Origin of the sequence: Mesorhizobium sp. M0040, assembly GCF_040323505.1 — a bacterium.
In the GTDB taxonomy this organism is placed as follows: domain Bacteria; phylum Pseudomonadota; class Alphaproteobacteria; order Rhizobiales; family Rhizobiaceae; genus Mesorhizobium.
The window spans coordinates 57,681-78,719 of sequence record NZ_JAMYVA010000024.1 but is presented as its reverse complement, the minus strand read 5'-3'; the positions used below and the strand labels follow the sequence as shown (position 1 = coordinate 78,719).

The following is a 21,039-nucleotide window of genomic DNA, read 5'->3' as shown; positions in this document are numbered from 1 at the left end:
CATGGTTCGTAAATTCGTAAAATTGATTGTTTAGATGATGCCCATCCACACGCTGGATAGATCAGGATATGCGGTTTAAGGGGCTGGATCTGAATCTCCTCGTTGTGCTGGACGCTCTGATCAGGGAGCGTAAAGTCACTGCCGCGGCCAACAGTATTAACCTGAGCCAGCCGGCCATGAGCGCCGCCGTCGCTCGGTTACGCGCCTACTTCAGCAATGAGCTATTTACGATGAACGGCCGCGAGCTCATTTTGACACCGCGCGCGGAGGGGCTTGCCCCAGCAGTCCGGGACGCATTGCTGCACATCCAGCTATCGATTATTTCCTCCGACGCCTTTAACCCAGCCCAATCGGATCGTCTCTTCCGAATCATGCTTTCCGATTACCTCACGCTCGTGCTTTTTAAGAGGATCGTAGAGCGTACTGCGCGGGAAGCTCCCGCCGTCCGCTTCGAATGTCTGCCTATTTGCGACGACCCCGAGGAGCTTCTCCGGCGCGGCGACGTTGATTTTCTGATTATGCCGGAAGTGTTCATGTCGAAACATCCTCGCGCAGCCCTGTTCGAAGATATGCTCGTATGCGTAGGCTGCGGCACGAACAAGCAGCTGTCAGAGCCACTTACATTCGAGCGATACTTGTCGATGGGGCATGTCGTGCTCAAATTCAGGCACACCCGGCAGCCCACCATGGAGGAGTGGTATTTGCTCGAGCACGGTTTCGAGAGACGTATCGAGGTCGTCGTACAGGGCTTTAGCCTGATCGCGCCCGTCCTATCAGGCACCAACCGCATCGGGACAATGCCCTTACGGCTGGCGCAGCATTTCGCAAAAACAACACCCCTGCGGATTGTCGGACTTCCGCCGCCACTTCCTCATCCCGCATTCACGGAGGCCGTCCAATGGCCCGCGCTTCACAATACTGATCCGGCAAGCCTGTGGATGCGGGAAATGATGTTGCAGGAGGCATCTCGCCTGGCGCCTTTGCTTGAAAGCTATTGAGTCTCGGGCTTCCTGGAGGCGGTCGCGATCGCGTAGGAGCGGTTGCCATTCGGGCGTCAGGCCTTTGGCTCGGCAGAGCGGCGCAGTTCCTTGCTGAGTACGAGGGCCAGGAACGAGCAGAACACATGCCCGGGTTGGTGCTGAGTTGACTGCCGCCTCCGATTTCGCGTGCGAAGTCCCAGAAGATGTCTAGCCCCACTCAAATGCCAACTTTGCCGGCCTTGCCGCGGCTTTTCACGCGCGGCCAGGCGAGGAGATGCCGGTCGACGAGGTCAATCCCAATGGACTGTGCCGGCCTCGCTCGGCTACTGGCGTGAGGCATTCTTGACGACACCGCCCTGCACCGACAACGTCGAGATGTTGGCAATGAAGCCGGTCGCGGTCGACGCTGCGGATGTAGGCAATTTACCTCGCGCTTCCGCCTGAACGCGTGGCCGATCCGTTCACCCAATCGGCGCTTCATCCTGGGCCGCGGCTGAGGCCTGTGGGGTGCGGCTACCCCGCGTGGATGGGATCATCAATCAACTTTCTCTCATTTATGAAAGGAAACTTCCCCGCTTACGATAGAAGCCATCAGTTTCATATATTTTCCGGCAGATGAATGTCGAACGGCAGAAATGTCTGTCCTGGTGTTTCAGCAGTGCCGGTCTCGATAGCCCGCGTCATCAGCGTTATCAGCTCCTGGGAAAGCCGGCGCATTGGCGTGGCGACCGCCATCGTGATGATGTTATCAGCGAGTGCCGCCCGAGATTCCGGCGTGATTTCATTCACGATCGCGACGAGATCGCGACTTTTACCCTCTTCCCGGACCGCGGAGATGGCGCCCTCCATGCCGCCCCCGGCGACATAGAAGCCGACGAGCTCGGGTTCCCGCTGCATGAGATCAAGCGTTGCCTCGTAGGTGACCTGCCGTTTCTCCAGGTTCACAAGCGGATCGAGCACCTCGAACGTCGGCGCGTTCTCACGGCAATAGGAGCGAAAGCCGACGTCACGGAGCTCGTGCCCCTGGAAACGATGGCTACCGACAAACACCGCCACCTTGCCGGGCCGTTTTGCGACCTTGGACACCATCCAAGCGGCCGTGCGCCCCACCTTGCGGTTGTTGAGGCCGATATAGCCCTGTCGCACGCCGGCGGCGAAGTCGGAAAGCAGCGAGAAAACCGGAATGCCTTTGGCCTTGAGGTCCTCAACCGCTGCTGTAATTTTTGGGTGGTCCGGTGCCACCATCGCGATCGCATGGCAGCGTGCGCCCAAATCCTTGAGCGGTGCGATTAGGTCGCTCGGCATATGTGACGGGGCGAATTGGATGAGCGGAATGCCGTGGAAGGACTGGGCCAAATTGACCGACGCTTCGACCTCGCGCGCAAAGTCTTGGTAAAAATGCTGGGCCGGTTTTCTCAAGATGAAGCCCAGACGGTAGCACGGTAGGTCTCGCCGCAAGCGCTGCTTGATGAGCCCGGCAGCATGATAGCCGATCGCGTGGGCGGCGTCGTGGACCCGCCGCGCGGTCTCCTCGCGCACCGGATGGCGGGCGTTCAGAACCCGATCGACCGTTGCTACGCTGACTCGGGCTTCGCGGGCGAGATCGGCAATTGTGGGGCGCTTGGTCATGGGTCCTATTCTGATTGGTTTTTGACGCAGGCTGGCTCTCTGTCACCTAGCGCGATTCGACAATGGTTTCGGGTGGGCAAAGTGAAGACGCCCGCATACTGAATGATCGACAGCGTATTGGACTACTCCAGACGTAGACCGGCCGGGTATAACGGAAGGTTCATTCGCTTAGGGCGGCGACGATTTGCACTCACACATTTAGCGCTTCTGATACATGGTCCGTGAGGCGCCGTTTAGAGCCTGCGAGTCGATCGTTCAGGTCATGTGACCAGCTTGGCGAAACCGGTCGCGGTGCGTCGCCCTTACTCGGCGGAGGATAGCCGGTTTGATGCCTCGGCAAGCTGATGACCGCAGAAGGCGGCTTTCATCTGCGCTCGGTCCAATTCTCCTTCCCAGCGGGCAACGACGAGGGATGCCACTGCGTTGCCGACGCAATTCGTCAGCGCCCGGCATTCGGACATGAAGCGGTCGATGCCGAGTATCAGTGCCATCCCAGCAACGGGAACACTCGGAACTACGGCGAGCGTAGCAGCCAAGGTGATGAAGCCCGCACCTGTTACACCTGCAGCGCCCTTGGAGGAAAGCATCGCAACGAGCAGCAGCAGCACCTGATCGCCGATTGACAGATCCGTGTTCGTCGCCTGCGCGATGAAGAGGGCCGCCAGCGTCATGTAGATATTCGTGCCGTCCAGATTGAACGAATATCCGGCCGGGATGACGAGACCCACAACCGAACGCCTGGCGCCCGCCTTCTCCATCTTCTGCATGAGCGAGGGGAGCGCGGCCTCCGAGGAGGACGTTGCGAGGACAAGCAGCAGCTCTTCCTTGATGTAGCGAATGAGAGAACAGATCGAAAAGCCGTTGTAGCGGCAGACCGCGCCGAGAACCCCGAACACGAAGAGGAAGGCGGTGAAATAGAACGTCGCGACCAGCATCGCGAGGTTGACGACCGAACCGATGCCATATCTGCCGATGGTAAAGGCCATTGCGCCGAAAGCGCCGATCGGCGCGGCTTTCATCAGAATGCCGACGAGCTTGAAGACAGGCGCGATGAGCGCCTGAAGGAAGGAAACGACAGGCTTGCCCGTCTCTCCGGCCATCGCGAGCGCCATGCCGAACAGAACCGAGAAGAACAGCACCTGCAGGATGTCGCCTTCCGCGAAGGCACCGACTATCGTTGGCGGGATGATGTTCATCAGGAAGCCGGTGACCGACTGCTCGTGGGCCTTTGCGGCATAGGTATTCACGGCCTGGACATCGAGCGAGGCCGGATCGATGTTGAGGCCGGCGCCAGGCTGGACGACATTGGCGACGATCAGGCCGACGATCAGCGCGAGCGTCGAGAAGGTGAGGAAATAGACCATTGCCTTGCCGGCGACCCGGCCGACCTTGTGAAGATCGTTCATGCCGGCAATGCCGGTCGCAATTGTCAGGAAGATGACAGGCGCGATGATCATCTTGACCAGCTTGATGAAGGCATCACCCAGCGGCTTCAGGCTCTCGCCGGTTCCCGGATAGAAATAGCCAATTGCGACGCCGAGGGCGATGGCGGCAAGCACCTGCGCGTAAAGCTTGGCATAGAAGGGTTTGCGGGGCGCGGGACTCGCGCCGCGGACTTGTGCAGCTGACACTGTTTCTCTCTCCCTGACCGGATCGAGGTGGCGTGACTTCTCCCGGGCTTCTCCCTATCGCGGCGCTCCGGTCGAACGCTGCACCAACGCCGCCGCAATACCCATGCCAAATGGATCCGCATGACCTGAACTGACGTTGGGCTCGCCAATGATGGGATGAATGCGGTGGCACAAGACGGGAATGACAAGGCCGCCGTCCAGCACGCGCTTGATGTTCTCCGGCAGATTGCCGGTCGATCTCTCTGGCTTGCGGTTTTGCTGCACATCGTGGTGGGCTCCTCGGTTTGCCGACTTTGGGAAGGGCCGCATCGCTGGCACCAGAGCGGAGAATTGCCGTGTTCTTTGCCGCGCTGCCGCTGCAGCGACAGCTTGAAAGCGACGTCGAGACGTAGGGATTGACGCCGCTGGTGCTGACCGCGACGATGCGGTTCAGAAGTTCCGAGCACCGCCGAGAAAGCCGCGCTCGACCGCCAGCTTCGCGCCTTCACACGCGACGCCGCCGCGTTATGGGCGTCATCAATATCGAGGAAATGGCGGTTGCCGCGACCGACCAGTGTCGTCGGCAGTGATTATCGCTCCCGCCCCTGGTTCGCAGGCGCTGGTGAATGGCACGGCCCGGCAATTTATACTCGGCGCGGTCAGCCGCTCGGGCACCGCATCGCCGGCGCCGTATTTCTGTCGTTCAACATCGCCGACAAAAAATTAGAACTGATGAATTCTATCATAGGCCGCGAGGTTTCCTTTCACGAATGAAAGAAAGCTCGATTGACTATCCCGCCTCGCTCCAGTCTTTTGAAAATCAACGTGTGGTTGCCCCCGTGCAAGCCGAGAACGTGGCCAAGCTTCGTGGAGGGAGAGCCAAGCGATGCGTCAGGGGTCGACCCGCTTTGCACTCGACCACACGGCGGTGGCACGAGTTCACGTCAGAGCATTTTCGCGCTTGCCCGCGACGTCGCGGGCGCACATGCCGCCGGCATGCATATCATGGCGCGAGATCGAGGATCATATGCACCACAACATTCCCAAATCAGAACAAAATGCCAGCGAGTGCCGCATTTCGCTTCCGGATGCGAAAAGGGCTTACCCAAACTCCGAGATGAACACCGCGGTCCCTTTTGTGCCATCGCACGAGCACGCGCTTACCGGCATCTTCGAAATATCGAAAGTACTCACCGACCCCGCCCGGCTCGAAGTCACGTTGGCCAAGGTCGTCGATCTCCTGCCCTCGTTTGTGCAGATGCGGCACGGCATCATCGCTCTCTTCGACGCTGAGGGCGTACTGGACATCACCGTAGTCACCGGCTGCGACGAGAACAGCGATGAGCGCTCCCGGATGCGCCTGCCGCGCAAGGCAATCGATCTGATTGTGACGACGGACACGCCGCTCGTCGCCGAGAACATAGCGGTGCATTCGGCCTTCACTGCCGCTGACATAGAGGTGCTTGGGGCCTCCGACACCGTGTCCTTCATCGGCGTTCCCATTCGTGTTGATGGGAACGCCGTAGGCACGCTGACTATCGACCGCGCCTTGGACAGCAGGTCAACGTATCGGCTCGATTATGATGTCCGGCTGCTCACCATGATAGCCAACATGGTGGGACAGACAGTCAAGTTGCACCGCTTCTCCGCGGGCGACCGCGAACGACCGACGGAGGTGGAAGATCGGCTGCAAACGCAATTCTCTGATGTCAAGCACCCTGCACCGCAGCGCAAGAAGGTTCACGTCAAGGGAATGATTGGCGATAGTCCGGCGCTAAGCGCGCTGCTCGAGAAGATCGCAGTTGTAGCTAAGGCAAAGACCACGGTTCTGTTGCGAGGCGAATCCGGTACCGGGAAGGAGCTGGTCGCCAAGGCAATTCACGAGTTGTCGCCGCGCGCCAAGCGGCCCTTCATCAAACTCAATTGTGCAGCGCTGCCAGAGACAGTCCTGGAATCCGAATTGTTCGGTCATGAGAAGGGTGCCTTCACAAGCGCGTTCAATTCCCGCAAGGGTCGCTTTGAGCTCGCCGACAAGGGGACGTTGTTTCTGGATGAGATCGGCGAGATCTCGGCCTCCTTCCAGGCAAAGCTACTGCGCGTGCTGCAGGAGCAGGAGTTTGAGCGCGTCGGCAGCAACCAGACCATCAAGGTCGACGTTCGCGTGATTGCCGCCACGAACAGGAACCTTGAAGAGGCGGTTGCAAGGAATGAGTTCCGCGCCGACCTATATTATCGCATCAACGTGGTTCCCTTGCTGGTGCCGGCATTACGCCAAAGGCGCAGCGATATTCCGCTCCTCGCAGCTGAGTTTCTCAAGAATTTCAACGATGAGAACGGCCGTACGCTGACCTTCGATGCGCGTGCGATTGAAGTACTGATGAAATGTGAATTTCCCGGCAACATTCGCGAGCTTGAAAATTGCGTGCACCGGACAGCGATCCTGGCGGAGGGACGATCAATCGGGAGAAACGACTTTGCGTGCTCCCACGACCAATGCTTTGCCGAGGCGCTGCGGAAGAGCAGATCGGGCAAGGCCGCGCTGCAACCAGCGCCGATCCTCCCAGAGGCAGTGAATCCGGCCACGCCGCCGGATGCGGCCGCTCGTTCGGCCGCCACCACAGTCCCGCCTGCCGGAGCAACCCACTCATTGGGCGCGAGGACCACCGACGCCGAGCGCGTCATTGCTGCCATGGAAAGATGTGGCTGGGTGCAGGCAAAGGCGGCGCGCCTGCTTGGACTGACCCCGCGCCAGATTGGCTACGTGCTGAGGAAATACGGCATCGAGGTCAAGCGTCTGTGAAAGCATGACTCAGGCCGATTAGCTGAGACCGCTTAGCGGCTTGGCCCGCGCAGGGATGCAGATCCGCGTCCGCGTCAAGTCGATCCGACCGAGGACAGCCTGGCCGAATTCCCGTGGCAGCCGGCGTTGCGACCATCTTGTGAAAGGCGACGCTGCCATCGTCAATCCGTCCGCCATGTTGCTCTCGTTGCGAGCTCATACGGATGCCCTGTGCGACTGAAACGGAGATAAAATATGTCCGATGCAAAACTGCAAGCTGTGCTTTCGTCTCTTCCGCAAGAGACGCGACAGTTAGATGCTCTGCCGTCCAACGGACCAGCGCCGGACAAAAGTTTTGTCAAGCTGAATACGAATGAGAACCCGTTTCCGTTGCCGCCAATCATAATGCAAAGTGCAGTGGCGGCCCTCAATCGCCAGTATCTGTATCCGGACGACGATAACATCAGCTTGAGGGAAGCAGCGTCCAATACCTATGGGGTATCCACGGATCAGGTCATCGCAGGCAACGGGTCGTCTGAACTGCTCGGACTCATCTACAGAGCTTTCCTCGCCCCTGGCGACAAGGTGGCGATGATATCGCCAGGGTTTTCGTTCAACCGCAAACTTGCCATGTTGCATGGTGCTGAGTTTCTCGAGATCGGATGTCAAACTCATTCGCTGCCAATGGAGCAATTGCTTTCCGGTCCGGCAAAAGACGCCAAGTTCATTCTGGTGGCCAATCCAAACAATCCGACCGGAACATTCCTCTCGATAAGCAATATCGAACGCCTCGTGGCACAATCGGATCGCCTGGTCGTCCTTGATGAGGCCTACGTCGACTTTGCACCCGATCACGGGCTGCGCCTCATCAACCGTTATTCGAACCTTCTGATCTTGAGAACATTTTCGAAGAGCTATGCCGCCGCCGGCATTCGCGTCGGTTTCGGTTTCGGTCACCCTGAGATTATTGGCAGGCTGCGCAACATCCAGAACGTCTTCAACATGAACGTGATCGGGCATGCGGTTGGTATCAGCGTGCTTGCGCATCGCGGCGCCTACGCAGAGAACCACAAGCACATCAGACATGAACGACAGCGAGTGACAGCCGCACTGTCGCAACTTGGATTTTCCGTAACGCCCTCCCACGCAAATTTCTTGCTAGCCCGTGTGCCAGCGGGACAGGACGGCTCATGGTGGCAAGCAGCCTTGGAAAGGCAAAAGATACTCGTTGCCTACTTTCCGGACAATGGTTTGGAACATTGCATCCGCGTCAGCATCGGCACAAAAGAGCAATTGGATGCATTTCTTGCTGCCGCTCGCGATATAGTTGGAAGCTTAAACATACCAAGCACCACGGGCAGGGGAGCGTCAGGCTCTGCTCGTTCGGTACGCTGACGCTAATCCGATATCACACATTGCTATCTTTAGACTTGCTTGGTCACCCAAGCACGACAACATTTTTCTTTAAAATCGGGGACAATATCGAGTGACAAACGTCTTTCCTTCAAACCTAGCCTTCGGGATCTTCGATCATCTGGACGAGGACGGCCTCGATATCGCCCGGCAGTACGAAGATCGCCTGATATTAGCAGAGGCGTGCGATCAGCTAGGGTTCTATGCCTATCATCTCGCCGAGCACCACTGTACCCCCCATGGGAGAGGTCCATCGCCGAATCTGTTCTTATCGAGCGTCGCCCAGCGCACCCGGCGCCTGCGTCTCGGACCCTTGGTGATGCTGCTTGCGCTTTATCATCCGCTGCGTGCGTTCGAAGAGATCTGTATGCTGGACCAGTTGAGCGGTGGCAGGCTCGAACTGGGCATAGGGCGCGGTGCTCTCCCGATCGAATTGGGTTACTTCGGGATTGGTGCGGACGCGGTGCCGGGCCGCTATGCGGAAGCCAGCGAAATTCTTGTTGAAATACTTGTTAATGCCATGAAGGTTGGCACGCTGTGCTATCAAGGCCGCCATTTTGAGCTCAATGACGTTCCTTTGACGCTAAGACCTCATCAGCGTCCACATCCGCCGACATGGGTCGCCGCCAATCGGCCCGAGTCCGCAGCCTGGGCCGCTGCGAATGGAGCAAATATCGCGTGTGTAGGACCTTCCTCTTCTGTTCGCAAAACTACTGATGCGTTCCGCGCCTATCAAGAGGACAACACTGGCGCGGGCGATCGAGCGCCATTTATTGGATTGCTCCGCATGGTCGTGGTTGGGCGTTGTGACACACATGCCTATTCGCTCGCGGCACCTGCTTACGAACGATGGCTCAAGAGCTTCCAATTCCTTTACGAGCTTAACGCTATCCCCACTCCACCCAACCTGCCGCTGACCTTCGATGCGGCAGTCGAGAGTGAATTGTGCGTGATAGGATCAGCAGCGTCTGTGCGAGAAGCTCTGCTCAGTCAGTTGGAAGAGGCAGGTGCTAACTACCTTCTTTGTCAACTGGCATTTGGGAATCTGCCGCTAGATGCTTCCCTATACACCGCGACGACCATTCAATCCGAAATCATGGCTCGACTTGGCTGACCATGAAATTCGCGGTCTGATCCGAAGGTAAATCGTTGTAACAGCGCTCGCTCACATTGCTCGAGCGTGCACGTGGTGGGGATTGGGAAATCGTGAGGGAGGCCAAACTGACGACGAGCCGGCGGCACAGATTACCAGGTTTGTGCGTTGGCCGGCATCTGGGCACGATGTGAGACTGCACGATCCTAAGGAGATGATGGCCGAGCGCGTCACGATGCCGGCACGCATCTGCTCGTCGCGCTCGCGCTAGTCGTTGCCCATAGCCCGCCGCAAGAGGTTCTTCTCGACCGGGGCGGCGCCGGTGGCGGCTCCCGCATCCAGCTTCATCAGCGGCTCGGCGGTAGCAAAGCCGTCACTCGCTACGGCGCTGTTGAGGGCGCGCTCGCGAGCGGCTTTGCTACGCCGAGCGACACCACCTGGAGCGAGTTCGCCCGATGTCGCGGCGTGCACCGCGGTCGGATAACGACGCTGGAGGAAATCGTTCGCAGCCGGTCTTCACGATCCGCGCGAGTGCTTTGCATGAATGCTGCCTGCTTCTCGTCTGCGGCGGCCTGAGTGTCCGCCGGCACGCCCGAAGTCAATGTCAGTACCACAAGGCCGCCAAGACGTCAGGTCTGGGAGCCGGCTTGTACGGTCGTATCGTGTTCTGGAATATCGTCAAAGGAGGCGTAGTTGAGATTGTAGAGTTTGGAATACAGGCCCCCCATGGCTATTAGCTGATCGTGGTTGCCAGTCGCAATAACTTGGCCATTCTGAAGCACGATGATGCGGTCGGCACCCCGGATCGTGGCAAGACGGTGGGCGATGACGAGGCCAGTGCGGCCTTCAAGCAGCTTTATTAGAGCCTTCTGAATCTGCATTTCCGTGTAGCTGTCGATGTTGGCGGTAGCTTCGTCGAGCACAAGGATCTTGGCGTCGGCGACGAGGGCGCGGGCGAAACTGATAAGCTGGCGCTGGCCGAGAGATAAGTTGTCGCCGCGTTCGCCAAGTTGGGTCTCATACCCGTCGGCGAGGCTCATTATGAAGTCGTGGGCGCCGACCGCCTTGGCGGCCTCGATCACCTTGTCGCGCGTGGCTTCCGTCTTGTGGTATCGAATGTTCTCGAAGACCGTCCCGGTGAACAGGAACGGCTCCTGTAGCACCATGGCGACCTGGCGGCCGAGCGATTCCTGGGTGAGATCGCGCACATCATATCCGCCGACCAGCACTTGGCCCTGCTGAACATCATAGAAGCGGTGGACCAGGGCCATCGCGCTCGATTTGCCAGAACCGCTCGGCCCGACCAGTGCGACCGTCTCGCCGGGATTGACCCGGAAGGAGACATTTTTCAGCACCGAACGGTTCGGATTGTAGCCGAAGGTGACGTCCCTGAACTCGACCGAGCCGTCCATTTCGGGCGAAAGCACCTCGGCATTGGGTTTGTCCTGAACATCGATCTTGACGTCGAGCACATCGGTCAGGCGCTTGCCTGAGGCCATGGCGCGCTGCATGACCGAATATTGCAGGGTGAGTGAGCGGATCGGGTCAAAGAAGCGCTGGATGTAAAATAGGTAGGCAACCAATACGCCCACATCTATGCGGCCATTCATGACCATCGAGCCGCCGACCACAATAACGGCGGCCATGGCGAGGCCGGTGAGGCCATCGACGATAGGCACCATGACCAGTGCATATTTGGCAGCGATCAGGTGGGTCCTGAGGTTGGCATGGGCCTTGTCGTCAAAAAGAATGAAATTCACCTGCTGGCGGTCCATTGACTGGACGGTGCGCACGCCGTGAATGGCTTCGGCCAGCGCGCCGTTGACGACGGAATTAGTCTCGTGTGCGGCCATGAAGGCGTCGCGGGCACGCGGCAGCCAGACAATGCGGACGATCACCAGGACCGGCAGAACCGAGAGCGTCAGGAGGCCGAGGCGGAAGTCGAGCCACAGCATTACGAAAACGATGCCGAAGAGAAGCGCAACATCGCCTACGGAATATACCGAGGTTTCGAGGAATTCCTGTATGGAGTTGACGTCGCCTTGCAGACGCGACATGAGGCGTCCGACCTCGGTCTTGTCCATGAAGGAGAGCGAAACCTTCTGCAGATGGCCAAACATGGCGCGGCGGATGTCGAACAGGACAGTTTCGGCCACTTTCCCAACCACGGTTTCCTGCATGTAGCCGGCAGCGAAATTGACCAAAATCGCCAAAACGAACGCGCCGACGGCCGTGAGCTGGGCTGAGCGATCGGTCCTTGCCGGGTTCATGCCCTGGTCGAGCGCGTAGCGGATGATCAACGGGATGAGAAGCTGCGTCCCGGTGAAGATCAGCATTGCTGCAATCGTGATGACTACCCTGGCCCGATAGGGACGGACGAAAGCCCAGATGCGCCGGAGGATGCTCTTGTCGAAAGCCCGGCCGAACATCTCCTCCTCGATGCGGTGCGAGCCGACAACCGCGCGCGGAGGGCGTCTACCGTCGTCACGTTCGGCTTCGACTTCGCCGGCGCGGCCCTGCGCCATCAGCGGGCGCCCCCATACTGGGTCATATTGTCATCACCCGGGCGCGTCTGGAGATCGTAAAGGGCCCTGTAGCGTCCCCGCTTTGCCAAAAGCTCTTGATGCGTGCCGCGTTCTACGATTTCGCCGTTATCGACAAAAAGGATCTGATCGGCATGCACAAGCGCACTCAGCCGGTGCGCGATGATGATCGTCACCCGATCCTTGGCGAAGCGCCGCATCGCCGCGCGGATGCGCTGCTCGGTGCCGGCATCGATCGCGGCCGTTGAGTCGTCGAAAACGACGACGGAGGGGCGCAGCATCATGGTGCGAGCAATCGTGAGACGCTGGCGCTGGCCGCCAGAGAGAGAGACGCCGCGTTCGCCCACGACCGTCTCGTAGCCCGCTGGGAGCCCGAGGATGTAGTTGTGGAGCTGGGCGAATTCGCCAGCGCGTTCGATTCGCTGTCTCTTCGCCCAGGGATCGCCATAAGCGATGTTGTTCTCGATCGTAGTGGTGAATAGGAATGCATCCTGCTGTACGACGGCGACCGCCTTGCGAAGCGTCGCGAGGGTGACATTGCGTATGTCCTGGCCGTCCAGCGTGATGGCGCCACCGGTCACGTCATAAAAGCGGGGGACCAGATGAGCTATCGTCGATTTGCCCGAACCCGGCGGACCGACGATCGCGATCGTCTCGCCTCTACGGGCCTCAAAGCTGAGGTTCTTCAGAATGGCGCGGTTTTCGGCGCTGGGGTACGCAAACGAGACATTGTGGAAGCGCAGAGTGCCGTCGCCTATCTCGAGCGGTCTGGCCTCGAGAGCATCCCTGATTGTGATCTCCTGGTCGAGGAGACCGAAAAGCCGCGAACCGCAGCTAGAAGCGCGGGCAAAGGCATTGACCATGAGGCCGATCTGGCGGACTGGCATTTGCAGGATTGTCATGAAGGTCAGGAAGGTCGCCACCGTTCCGACGCTTATCTCGCCAGCGACGAGCTTGCTGCCACCGATCCAGAGCACCAATCCCATTGCGAAAAAGAAGGACAAGGTCATCGCCGACGTGCTGGGCACGTAGATGTCAACTCGGTCGTGGGCGAGGTCGAGCGCGTTCTTGGAAGCGCCGTCGAACTTCAGCATCTCATAGGCTTGAGCCGCAAAAGCGCGGACCACGCGGATGCCTGCGAGATTTTCCTCCATCACGCGGCTTAGTACTGAAAGCCGCTCATGCAGGTCGAGCCAGGTGGCGCGCAGCCTAAGCTGTGTGGCCGATGAGCGCCAGGCGACAAAAGGCACGAAGCTCAGCGCGACCAGGCCGAGCATGGGATCGGTCGAGATCATCATGTAGGCGCCGATCCCGATCAGCATGGTGAGCAGGAGCACGCGAACGAGCGCGGTGGAAAAATACATCCGCACGCCTTGGAGATCGAGCATTCCGATGGTGATCAGATCGCCTGAATGGACCCGGTCGTGAAAGGAAAAGCTGAGACGCTGGATCTTGTCGTAGTAGGCGAGCCGCAGTTCGTACGCGACATGATGCCCGACGGCTTCGGCAAAATAGTTCTGCGCCATCGTGAAAAGGCCGCGTAGCGCGCTGACGGCGAGCAGCAGGAGAGCCGGGATCCAGAGCGCTTGTCCTGCCGCGGTCCCCGCGACACCGCCCCCGATGGCTGTCTGGGTCAGGTCGACGGCCCGGCCGAGAAGCTGGGGAATGAGCAACTGGAGGATTGCCGCCAGGACCGTCGAGCCCATAGCGAAGGCGACCTGCCAGGGATGCCGCAAATTCATACGCGTGATGCGCAACAGCGTACTCAAATCCCGGCCCCAGCGCGCCGCTTCCACATGGGTCAACGAATTTAGAGCGTTCGTTGCGCTGCCGATAGCTTCACTGCTCACGGGTGTATTCCCGACTGCATTTTGCGCCTTCGAGGCAAGCCGAAGGACCAATCATCAAAGGGGCCCGCCATTGTTAATCCTGTCCACCACCTGCAGCAGTGCCCGTTCCTATAAGCCGAGCCGCGGCTTCACTTACTGGCATGTCGATCACCGTGATTCCGCTTGCCGCAAGGAAACGCGCTTCGTTTCTGGTCAGCGTTTCCGCGTCCATTACCGCGCAATGTGGACCTCGGGAGCGCTTCATGATCTGCCTGGCGTAGGTGCGCAGCATCTGATCGTCGAAGCGGCAGCCAACGAAGAAAAATCCACGGGTGATGCGCCGTTCCTTCACCACGTCTGGGATCGGTGTCTGGATATCGATTTCGGTCAGGACTTCGACATAGTCGGAATCTGCGACGAGAAAGTTTTGCGCCGGCCTAATACTCCCGTGAGGTGTATAGAGAACCGTCTTTGCCCCCGATCGGGGGTCGAGTTCCCTCCCGGACAAATCGTAGGTTTTCGTCCAAATGTTACCGATTTCGTTCGCCCGCGTGACGCCTTGTATCTCAACGACGTCCGTTCGGCCGGTCTCTACGAGAGCCGTGCGCATCGCGCCGTCGTACCAGCTGTCGACGATGAGGGAGAGCGGCAGCCTTGCGAGCCAGGCGTGGAGGAGGGTGGGCGCCACCGGCGCTGCGAATATGTCGGTCATCCAAGCTTGAAGCGTCCGGCGATGCCGGCGCTGTTCGATGAACTGCGCAACCGACCACATATTGGTGCGGATCCTGGAAGGGGCTGGCGCCCGTGCATTGAGTGCCGCGGCAACGACCTCCGGCGTATGCGGCACAGGCGGTTCCGCACAGTTGAACCCAAGAAGACCCGGACCGAGATAGGGGATCACCTGATCGGCGGCGAGAGCTTCGTTCGCCAGGTCAAGCAGCTTTTCGGCAAAACTGTCCCGCACGATGACCAGGTGGCCCGATGTCAGGATCGTGTTCATGCTCGTTCCTCGCGACGCACCTATCAAGGGGCAGCATCAGTCCTCTTCGGAAACCTTCTTTGCCTCGACGGTGATCGGCAGACGCGTATCCCGTGGAAGATCGGGTAAGAGGAGCCGCCACCCGTTCCTGAGCGTCACAGTTCCGCCCCACAACTCTTCCTTCTCGAGCTTGATGATCGGCTCTTCGAGGTCCTTCTTCGGGACATACGCCGACAAGCCAGCATCGGTCCTGCGGATCATGACTTTCATCTGGCCGTCCCTTCATTGGTATTGCTTTCAGCACTGCAGGGCGCCTCGGCTTTGTCGAGGCTCATCAGTTCACGCGCTCGCATGCCGACGACGGTGCCACGGTCGATCCATTCGACCGCATAGATGAAGAACTGCTGGAGAAAGGTGCCAATGTCGCGCACATATCCCTCGTCGCCCTTCCGCACGAGATTTTCGCCGATCTCCCTGCCAGGATAGGTGCCGTCATTCTTTATGTGGCGAGTGGCACGTACCCGCTCTCCCGGCATGAATCGTGGAGGCCTGCGGATTTCGACCTCCTCTTCGCGTCCGAGCGACATGTCCGTTCCCTGATTTCTCTTGAGGCTGCAGATCGTGAACAAAGGCGTTCCAGGCGTCCTGCGAAGGCATCCCCGACCATGTCGGCAGCCCAATGTCCGTCACGCAGGAACGCAGGTCTTCGGCACCGGGCATACCGAGGCACATTGCTGCGCATCGAAGACCCCCTCGCACTCGGTGCACTTGTGCGGCTCGATCACGTAGCTCTCGCCTTTGAACTTGATCGCGCCGGAGGGACATTCGAATTCGCAGGCGCCGCATTGGGTGCATTGGGATGCGATGATCTTGAAAGCCATTTTAACTCCTGGTCCGAATGAATGAGACAGCTCAGGCCGTCGCCGCGAGTGCGGGGGTCCCACACGCGGCGGCGTAAATCGCGCTGATTGCGGTCTCGACATAGTCATGGGCATAAGCGTCGGTGGCTCGGATTCCAGCGTCCGCGAGCTGATCCTGCGGGCAATTTCCGATCTTGGCGCACAGCACGAAATCTATGCCCTCAAGCGCTGCGATGACGCCATCGAGGGCGGCTTCTCCGCCCCAGCCGCCGAGGCAATACTGCTCCACCTTCCGATGCCCGACAAAGCTGATCCCTCTCGGCGAGGCTTGATAAACCTGGAATTCCTTCGCATGGCCGAAATGTTCATTGACGCGGCCGCCGCCCTTGGTTGCCACCGCGAAGAGAAGGGACTTGCCGGGGCTCGCTGCCTTGACCAATCCGATCGCTTCTCTCCTAGCCGCCACGTGATCACGGCGCTCCTCCGCGACCAGTTCCCGATAGGCCTTGTGATTGCTGGCATCGTAGGTGACCTCGCCGGGAATCCGGTCGAGTGTGAATTCCTGGCCACGATCCTCACCGAGCAGGCCGACGGCATCTGCCCGGCACTGCCGGCAGTGGCGCATCAACTGGGCGCCGCCTTCGACACGATCCTGAAGAGCCTTCATCTCCATTGCGTTTGGGCCGCGTTGCCCGCTCAGTCCGTAGTGCGTGCCGTGCGCCGGGTCCGAAATCAGCGGCATGAGGTTGTGCAGGAACGCGCCTCGCTCCTTGACCCATCTATTCACCTCGATCAGATGCTCATCGTTCACGCCGGGGATCATCACCGAATTGATTTTGGTGAGGATGCCGCGCGCGGTCAGCATCTCCAGGCCCAACATCTGCCGCTCGTGCAGGATCCGGGCGGCTTCGATGCCGACGTAGCGGCGATGGTCGTAAAAGATCCAAGGATAGATCTTTGCACCGACCTCAGGGTCGACCATGTTGATGGTGATCGTCACGTGATCGACATTCATGTCGGCAAGCTCCTCGACATGGTCCGGCAGCGCGAGCCCATTCGTGGAGATGCAAAACTTGATGTCTGGGATTTCCCTGGCGACTCGTTCGAACGTTGCCTTCGTCTTCTTCCAGTCGTAACAGGCATCGCCAGGTCCGGCGATGCCGAGCACGGAAAGCTGCGGCACCTCGTTGGCGACCGCGATCACCTTGCGTAGCGCCTGGTCGGGCGTCAGCTTTTCGGAGACCACCCCAGGCCGGCTTTCGTTGGCGCAGTTATATTTGCGATTGCAGTAGTTGCACTGGATATTGCAGCCGGGCGCGACCGCGACGTGCATGCGCGCGAAATAGTGATGCGCCTCTTCTGAAAAGCAGGGGTGATCCTTGATCTTGTCCCAGACAGCCGGATCCGTGTCGTCCGGCTTTATCGACGAGCCGCAGGACGAAGACGCGCAGCCACCGGCTTTCACGGTGGCAAGCAACTGGTCATCGAATGTCGTGCTGAGGCTCTCAAGCGAAATTGCCGGTGCGGACATCGAACGGCTCCGTTGCTGGGTGACTGTCGCAGTTCAAACCGCAAGAGCTATGCCAGCTCAAAGAGCGGTTTTGGTTCACGAATTGGCTTTCGTGTCGGAATCCGTCGGATTGCTCCGACACACCTTTGTCGGGCTTCCGACAGTGGACAAGCAAATCGGGTCGCGAAGGCTACCAGCCTTGGGCGCGCAGAGTGTGAGGGAGACTACTCCGGGCTTACGTTTGACGTCATCACAACGTCTAGAATTTCTTCACCTCGATGCCATGTCGGCGCAGCGCGTAGCCGATTTGCCGCGGCGTGAGGCCGAGGATACGAGCCGCCCTGGCCTGAACCCAACCGGCCTTGTCCATCGCGTCGATCAGCCGGTCGCGTTCCGTCAGACGCGGGGGACAAGCGGGATCGTTCGGATCGCCGGCCGCAAGGGGAGATACGTTGCCTGCGGAGGCACCGATGCGACTGGCCGGCAGCCGCAATCCGACCGGCCCTGCGTTGACCCGTGCGAGATCGTCGATGATATTGCCGCCATTCGAGCGGTCGCCTCGCTTCCAGAGGAGCCAGGAAAGGCACTGGCTCTTCTTACAGGCGAAATCGGATGGCGTGATCGTCCTTGAACGCGCAAGTGTGGCCGTCCTTTGGACGCAGTTCTCCAGCTCGCGGACGTTACCAGGGAAGTAGCATTGCGAGATCAGGTCAAGCGCCGACGGCGCGAAGGCGAGTGCGCGATCGTTCTCCTTGTTGAATCGATTGAGGAAGGCGTTCGCAAGGCGTGGAATATCGCCGGGTCGCTCTCTGAGCGGAGGCAGGATAATTGGCACCACATTGATGCGGTAATAAAGGTCGGCCCTGAACTCCCCTTTTATGACGGCCGTCTCGAGGTCCTTGTTGGTGGCGCATATGAGGCGCACGTCGACCTGTAGCGTTTTGGTGCCGCCGACTCGCTCCAACTCGCCTTCCTGCAAGACACGCAACAGCTTGGCTTGAAAGGCCGGCGAAATCTCGCCGATTTCATCAAGTAGCAGCGTTCCCTCATTTGCCAATTCAAAACGACCGGCGCGCTGGGAGATAGCACCCGTGAAAGCGCCCTTTTCATGCCCAAACAGTTCTGACTCCAGAACGCTTTCAGACAGTGCGGCGCAGTTCAATTTGACGAAAGACTTCTTCCTCCGACGTGAGAGCTTATGGATGGCTTGCGCAAAGAATTCCTTGCCGGTGCCGCTTTCACCCCGCAGTAGCACGGTGGAATTGGTCCCTGCTACGACCGAGACGGTTTCGAGCACCTGCTTGAGTGCGGGGCTTTCCCCGATGATCCCGTCGATTTTGACATCCGCATGCCGGGCAGGGTCGTAGGTCCTCCCCTCGTTGGGCGATTTCTCCGGTCTCCATTGCTCATGGACAGACCGCTGACGATCTGTACTCAGGATGCGATGGAGACGGATCGTCCGGCCGACAAGGTTGGCGACCATCGTCAGGAAGTATGTGTCCTCGTCGTCGCGAAAGTCGGTGGCGCCGTCTCCGGCGCGGTCGATCGACAATGTCCCAAGGATTTTATGATCAGCCTTTAGCGGGATACCGATAAAGGCAATTGGGATGGTGCCGCTGCTCGAAGATGTTTGAAGGTCAGCCTGAAATAGTTGGGACTTGCGGACGTCCGGTATGAAGAGCGGCGTCCCCGTAGCGACGATTTGATCTGTTATGGCCTGTGGTATGACGCGGCGAGTGCCTGATTGAGGTGCGTGGGTATTGCCGGCAGTTGCGGCAATCTCCGGCTCTCCTTCAGCGTCCAGGACGACGATTGCTCCGTGACGCATCTGCAGAAACGAAGGCAGGATGTTCACGACATTGGCGAGCGTAATCTCCAGCTCGCTGGGGGCGGTCAGCACCTTCGATATCTCGTAGAGTCCCCTGAGCGCGATATCTGCTTGGGGCATGCTTTTGATGGGCGGTTCAGGGCGGGTATCCCGAGGTGCTACCTCGTCGACCCGATCTTGCGGTACGTGAGCCATGGAAACACCTCAGCGGTTGTCGTCCAGAGTGCTCCTCCTTTTGTGTCTGAGTCTGAATTGTGAAAGCACAGTATTCACGAGCTTCTCTTCGTTGCGATTAAGCAAACATAGACTTGGCGTTGGTCGCGACCTCAGGTGGAGATTAACCCTCTTGATACGTGCGTGCGTCGGTCATCCGAATTTGAAGAGGACTCCGAAACCGCCGCGTGGATAGTTCCACTCGATCTCGCCACTGGTCTCACACAAAATCCGGCAGGTGCCGCACTCCATGCAGCCGTCGGCAGTGATCTCCACTTGACCTTTGTCGTTCAACTCATAACATTTCGCGGGGCAGACGTGGGTCAGCGCGAGCAGGTTCGCGCTTGGCCTCTCGTGCGGTCGCACTTTGATATGCGGACGGCCGGAATCCACCAAGTAGCGGTTCTGGTAAAGCTTGTCCTCGACACGTGACTTCGTCACTGGGATCGTCATTTCGTCTCCCCTCAGCGCCACGCCAATGCAAGGCGGACCGCGTCGCTGACCAGCCCCCAGCGCGAGCGCGCCTTGATGAAGGCCGCCGTGGTCGCCTTTTCCTTCTCGATCTTCGGCGTGCCGTCGACACGCATGAAGTTCTGCGCGGCTTGCGACATCAACCGCGGATAAGTCGTGAAGTAATTGCAGGAATTGGTGTGGAGCAAGGCCGGCATGTTTTTGTATTTCCTTAGGTCCTTGACCACGAAGGACTTGTCCAGCATGGCTTTGTAAAGGGCGAGATTCCGTTTGGTCATAGGACCGTTGCGGCTCTTGACCTCGATGATTGCCTCAGCCGCGATGCGGCCGGAGGTCATGGCGAGGTTCGAACCCTCGCGGTGAATGGCGTTGTTCAGTTGCGCGGCATCGCCGACCACGACCCAACCGTCGCCAAAGAGCTGCGGAATAGCCTTGTAGCCGCCTTCGGGAATGAGATGCGCGGAATATTCTTTCACTTCCGAGCCGGCAATCAGCGGCCGGATCGAAGGATGGGTTTTTAAGGCGTCGAGGAGGACGTAAGGGCTCTCGACCATCGCGGCGAAATCGGAGACGAGGCAGCCAATGCCCAGTGAGATCGACTCCTTGTTGGTGTAGAGGAAGCCGAGCCCGGCCATGCTGCGGGAGGTCGTGCCCACCGCCTCGATCACGCAGCCTTCATCGCCTTTGAGGCCGAACCGCTGCTCAATGACCTCTTCGGGCAGGAAATGCATTTCCTTGACGGCGAGCGCCACGGTTTGCGGCTTCGGCATCTCGCGCAGGCCGGCCCGCGTGCCAAGCAGTCCGCAGACACCTTCTGCGAGGACGACCACGTCCGCGTAGATGGCTCCGCCGGCCCGGTCTGTGCGGACGCCGATCACCCTGTCCTTGGCGTCACGGATGAGTTCCGTCACGGTCGTCTCGCACAGAACCGTCGCGCCGGCCTCGCGCACCTTACGCGAAAACCATTTATCGAACTGGGCACGGATGATCGTGTAGCGGTTGGGCTTCGCCTCATTGAAGTCGTCCGACCGATAGTGAATCCCGGTATGGGATGTGTCGTCCATCACCCAAAGCCGCTGTTCAACCAAATGCCGCTCGAGAGGCGCATCGTCCCGGAAATCCGGGATGATCTTCTCCAGCATGTTCGCGTACATGATGGCACCCTGGACATTCTTGGAGCCCGGATATTCACCCCGCTCCAACTGCAGCACCTTCAGGCCGTGGCTGGCCATGGTGTAAGCAGCTGCGTTTCCGGACATGCCGGCCCCAATAACAATGGCGTCGAATTGTTCCTCAATCATG

General features: G+C 59.2%; 19 protein-coding genes. 5 read left to right on the top strand and 14 right to left on the bottom strand.

Annotated elements, in window-relative coordinates; all coding sequences use genetic code 11:
- Positions 1-68: 68 nt before the first annotated feature.
- Positions 69-998: a LysR family transcriptional regulator gene (locus tag NKJ91_RS20595; protein WP_352457033.1), complete on the top strand. Its 930-nt coding sequence runs from the start codon at positions 69-71 to the stop codon at positions 996-998.
- Between the two features lie 579 nt (positions 999-1,577).
- Here NKJ91_RS20595 and NKJ91_RS20590 read toward each other — a convergent pair.
- The 3 genes from NKJ91_RS20590 to NKJ91_RS20580 form a co-directional block, all read right to left on the bottom strand.
- Positions 1,578-2,609: a LacI family DNA-binding transcriptional regulator gene (locus tag NKJ91_RS20590; RefSeq protein ID WP_023678260.1), complete on the bottom strand. Its 1,032-nt coding sequence runs from the start codon at positions 2,607-2,609 to the stop codon at positions 1,578-1,580.
- A gap of 302 nt (positions 2,610-2,911) precedes the next feature.
- Entirely contained in the window at positions 2,912-4,240 is a 1,329-nt protein-coding gene (locus tag NKJ91_RS20585; RefSeq protein ID WP_023678259.1) for a dicarboxylate/amino acid:cation symporter, read from the bottom strand.
- Between the two features lie 54 nt (positions 4,241-4,294).
- On the bottom strand, positions 4,295-4,504 hold the full coding sequence (locus NKJ91_RS20580; protein WP_156937379.1) for a hypothetical protein: 210 nt from the start codon (positions 4,502-4,504) through the stop codon (positions 4,295-4,297).
- Positions 4,505-4,777: 273 nt separating this feature from the next.
- Here NKJ91_RS20580 and NKJ91_RS20575 point away from each other — a divergent pair, with 273 nt between their 5' ends.
- The 4 genes from NKJ91_RS20575 (at position 4,778) to NKJ91_RS20560 (ending at position 9,525) form a co-directional block, all read left to right on the top strand.
- Positions 4,778-4,993, top strand: coding sequence for a hypothetical protein (locus NKJ91_RS20575; protein WP_352457032.1), 216 nt, complete (start codon positions 4,778-4,780; stop codon positions 4,991-4,993).
- A gap of 253 nt (positions 4,994-5,246) precedes the next feature.
- Positions 5,247-7,019 carry a nif-specific transcriptional activator NifA gene (nifA, locus tag NKJ91_RS20570; protein ID WP_352457031.1) on the top strand — a complete coding sequence of 591 codons (1,773 nt, stop codon included), beginning with the start codon at positions 5,247-5,249 and terminating at the stop codon, positions 7,017-7,019.
- A 234-nt stretch (positions 7,020-7,253) separates the two neighbouring features.
- Positions 7,254-8,393, top strand: a complete 1,140-nt coding sequence (gene hisC / locus NKJ91_RS20565) for a histidinol-phosphate transaminase (RefSeq protein ID WP_352457030.1) — start codon at positions 7,254-7,256, stop codon at positions 8,391-8,393.
- Between the two features lie 91 nt (positions 8,394-8,484).
- The gene (locus tag NKJ91_RS20560; protein ID WP_352457029.1) at positions 8,485-9,525 is read left to right on the top strand and encodes an LLM class flavin-dependent oxidoreductase; all 1,041 of its coding nucleotides are present in this window, start codon (positions 8,485-8,487) and stop codon (positions 9,523-9,525) included.
- Between the two features lie 246 nt (positions 9,526-9,771).
- Here NKJ91_RS20560 and NKJ91_RS20555 read toward each other — a convergent pair whose 3' ends face one another.
- The 11 genes from NKJ91_RS20555 to NKJ91_RS20505 form a co-directional block, all read right to left on the bottom strand.
- Complete coding sequence (locus NKJ91_RS20555) at positions 9,772-9,975, bottom strand: hypothetical protein (protein WP_352457028.1); 204 nt, start codon at positions 9,973-9,975, stop codon at positions 9,772-9,774.
- Between the two features lie 158 nt (positions 9,976-10,133).
- A complete protein-coding gene (locus NKJ91_RS20550) occupies positions 10,134-12,029 on the bottom strand; it encodes an ABC transporter ATP-binding protein (RefSeq protein WP_352457027.1) in 1,896 nt (631 codons plus the stop codon).
- Positions 12,029-13,897, bottom strand: coding sequence for an ABC transporter ATP-binding protein (locus NKJ91_RS20545; RefSeq protein ID WP_352457026.1), 1,869 nt, complete (start codon positions 13,895-13,897; stop codon positions 12,029-12,031). The genes NKJ91_RS20550 and NKJ91_RS20545 overlap by 1 nt, the downstream gene beginning before the upstream one ends.
- 73 nt (positions 13,898-13,970) lie before the next feature.
- The gene (locus tag NKJ91_RS20540) at positions 13,971-14,876 is read right to left on the bottom strand and encodes an SIR2 family NAD-dependent protein deacylase (protein WP_352457025.1); all 906 of its coding nucleotides are present in this window, start codon (positions 14,874-14,876) and stop codon (positions 13,971-13,973) included.
- A gap of 36 nt (positions 14,877-14,912) precedes the next feature.
- Complete coding sequence (gene nifT / locus NKJ91_RS20535; protein ID WP_352457024.1) at positions 14,913-15,125, bottom strand: putative nitrogen fixation protein NifT; 213 nt, start codon at positions 15,123-15,125, stop codon at positions 14,913-14,915.
- Positions 15,122-15,442: a nitrogen fixation protein NifZ gene (locus NKJ91_RS20530; protein ID WP_031256099.1), complete on the bottom strand. Its 321-nt coding sequence runs from the start codon at positions 15,440-15,442 to the stop codon at positions 15,122-15,124. Before NKJ91_RS20530 ends, nifT begins: the two co-directional genes overlap by 4 nt.
- A 99-nt stretch (positions 15,443-15,541) precedes the next feature.
- On the bottom strand, positions 15,542-15,736 hold the full coding sequence (locus NKJ91_RS20525) for a 4Fe-4S dicluster domain-containing protein (protein ID WP_352457023.1): 195 nt from the start codon (positions 15,734-15,736) through the stop codon (positions 15,542-15,544).
- Positions 15,737-15,767: 31 nt separating this feature from the next.
- Complete coding sequence (gene nifB / locus NKJ91_RS20520; RefSeq protein WP_352457022.1) at positions 15,768-17,246, bottom strand: nitrogenase cofactor biosynthesis protein NifB; 1,479 nt, start codon at positions 17,244-17,246, stop codon at positions 15,768-15,770.
- 238 nt (positions 17,247-17,484) lie between these two features.
- Positions 17,485-19,248, bottom strand: a complete 1,764-nt coding sequence (gene nifA / locus NKJ91_RS20515; RefSeq protein ID WP_352457021.1) for a nif-specific transcriptional activator NifA — start codon at positions 19,246-19,248, stop codon at positions 17,485-17,487.
- 171 nt (positions 19,249-19,419) lie between these two features.
- Positions 19,420-19,719 carry a ferredoxin family protein gene (locus NKJ91_RS20510; RefSeq protein WP_352457020.1) on the bottom strand — a complete coding sequence of 100 codons (300 nt, stop codon included), beginning with the start codon at positions 19,717-19,719 and terminating at the stop codon, positions 19,420-19,422.
- Positions 19,720-19,730: 11 nt separating this feature from the next.
- On the bottom strand, positions 19,731-21,038 hold the full coding sequence (locus NKJ91_RS20505) for an FAD-binding protein (RefSeq protein ID WP_352457042.1): 1,308 nt from the start codon (positions 21,036-21,038) through the stop codon (positions 19,731-19,733).
- Position 21,039 lies beyond the last annotated feature (1 nt).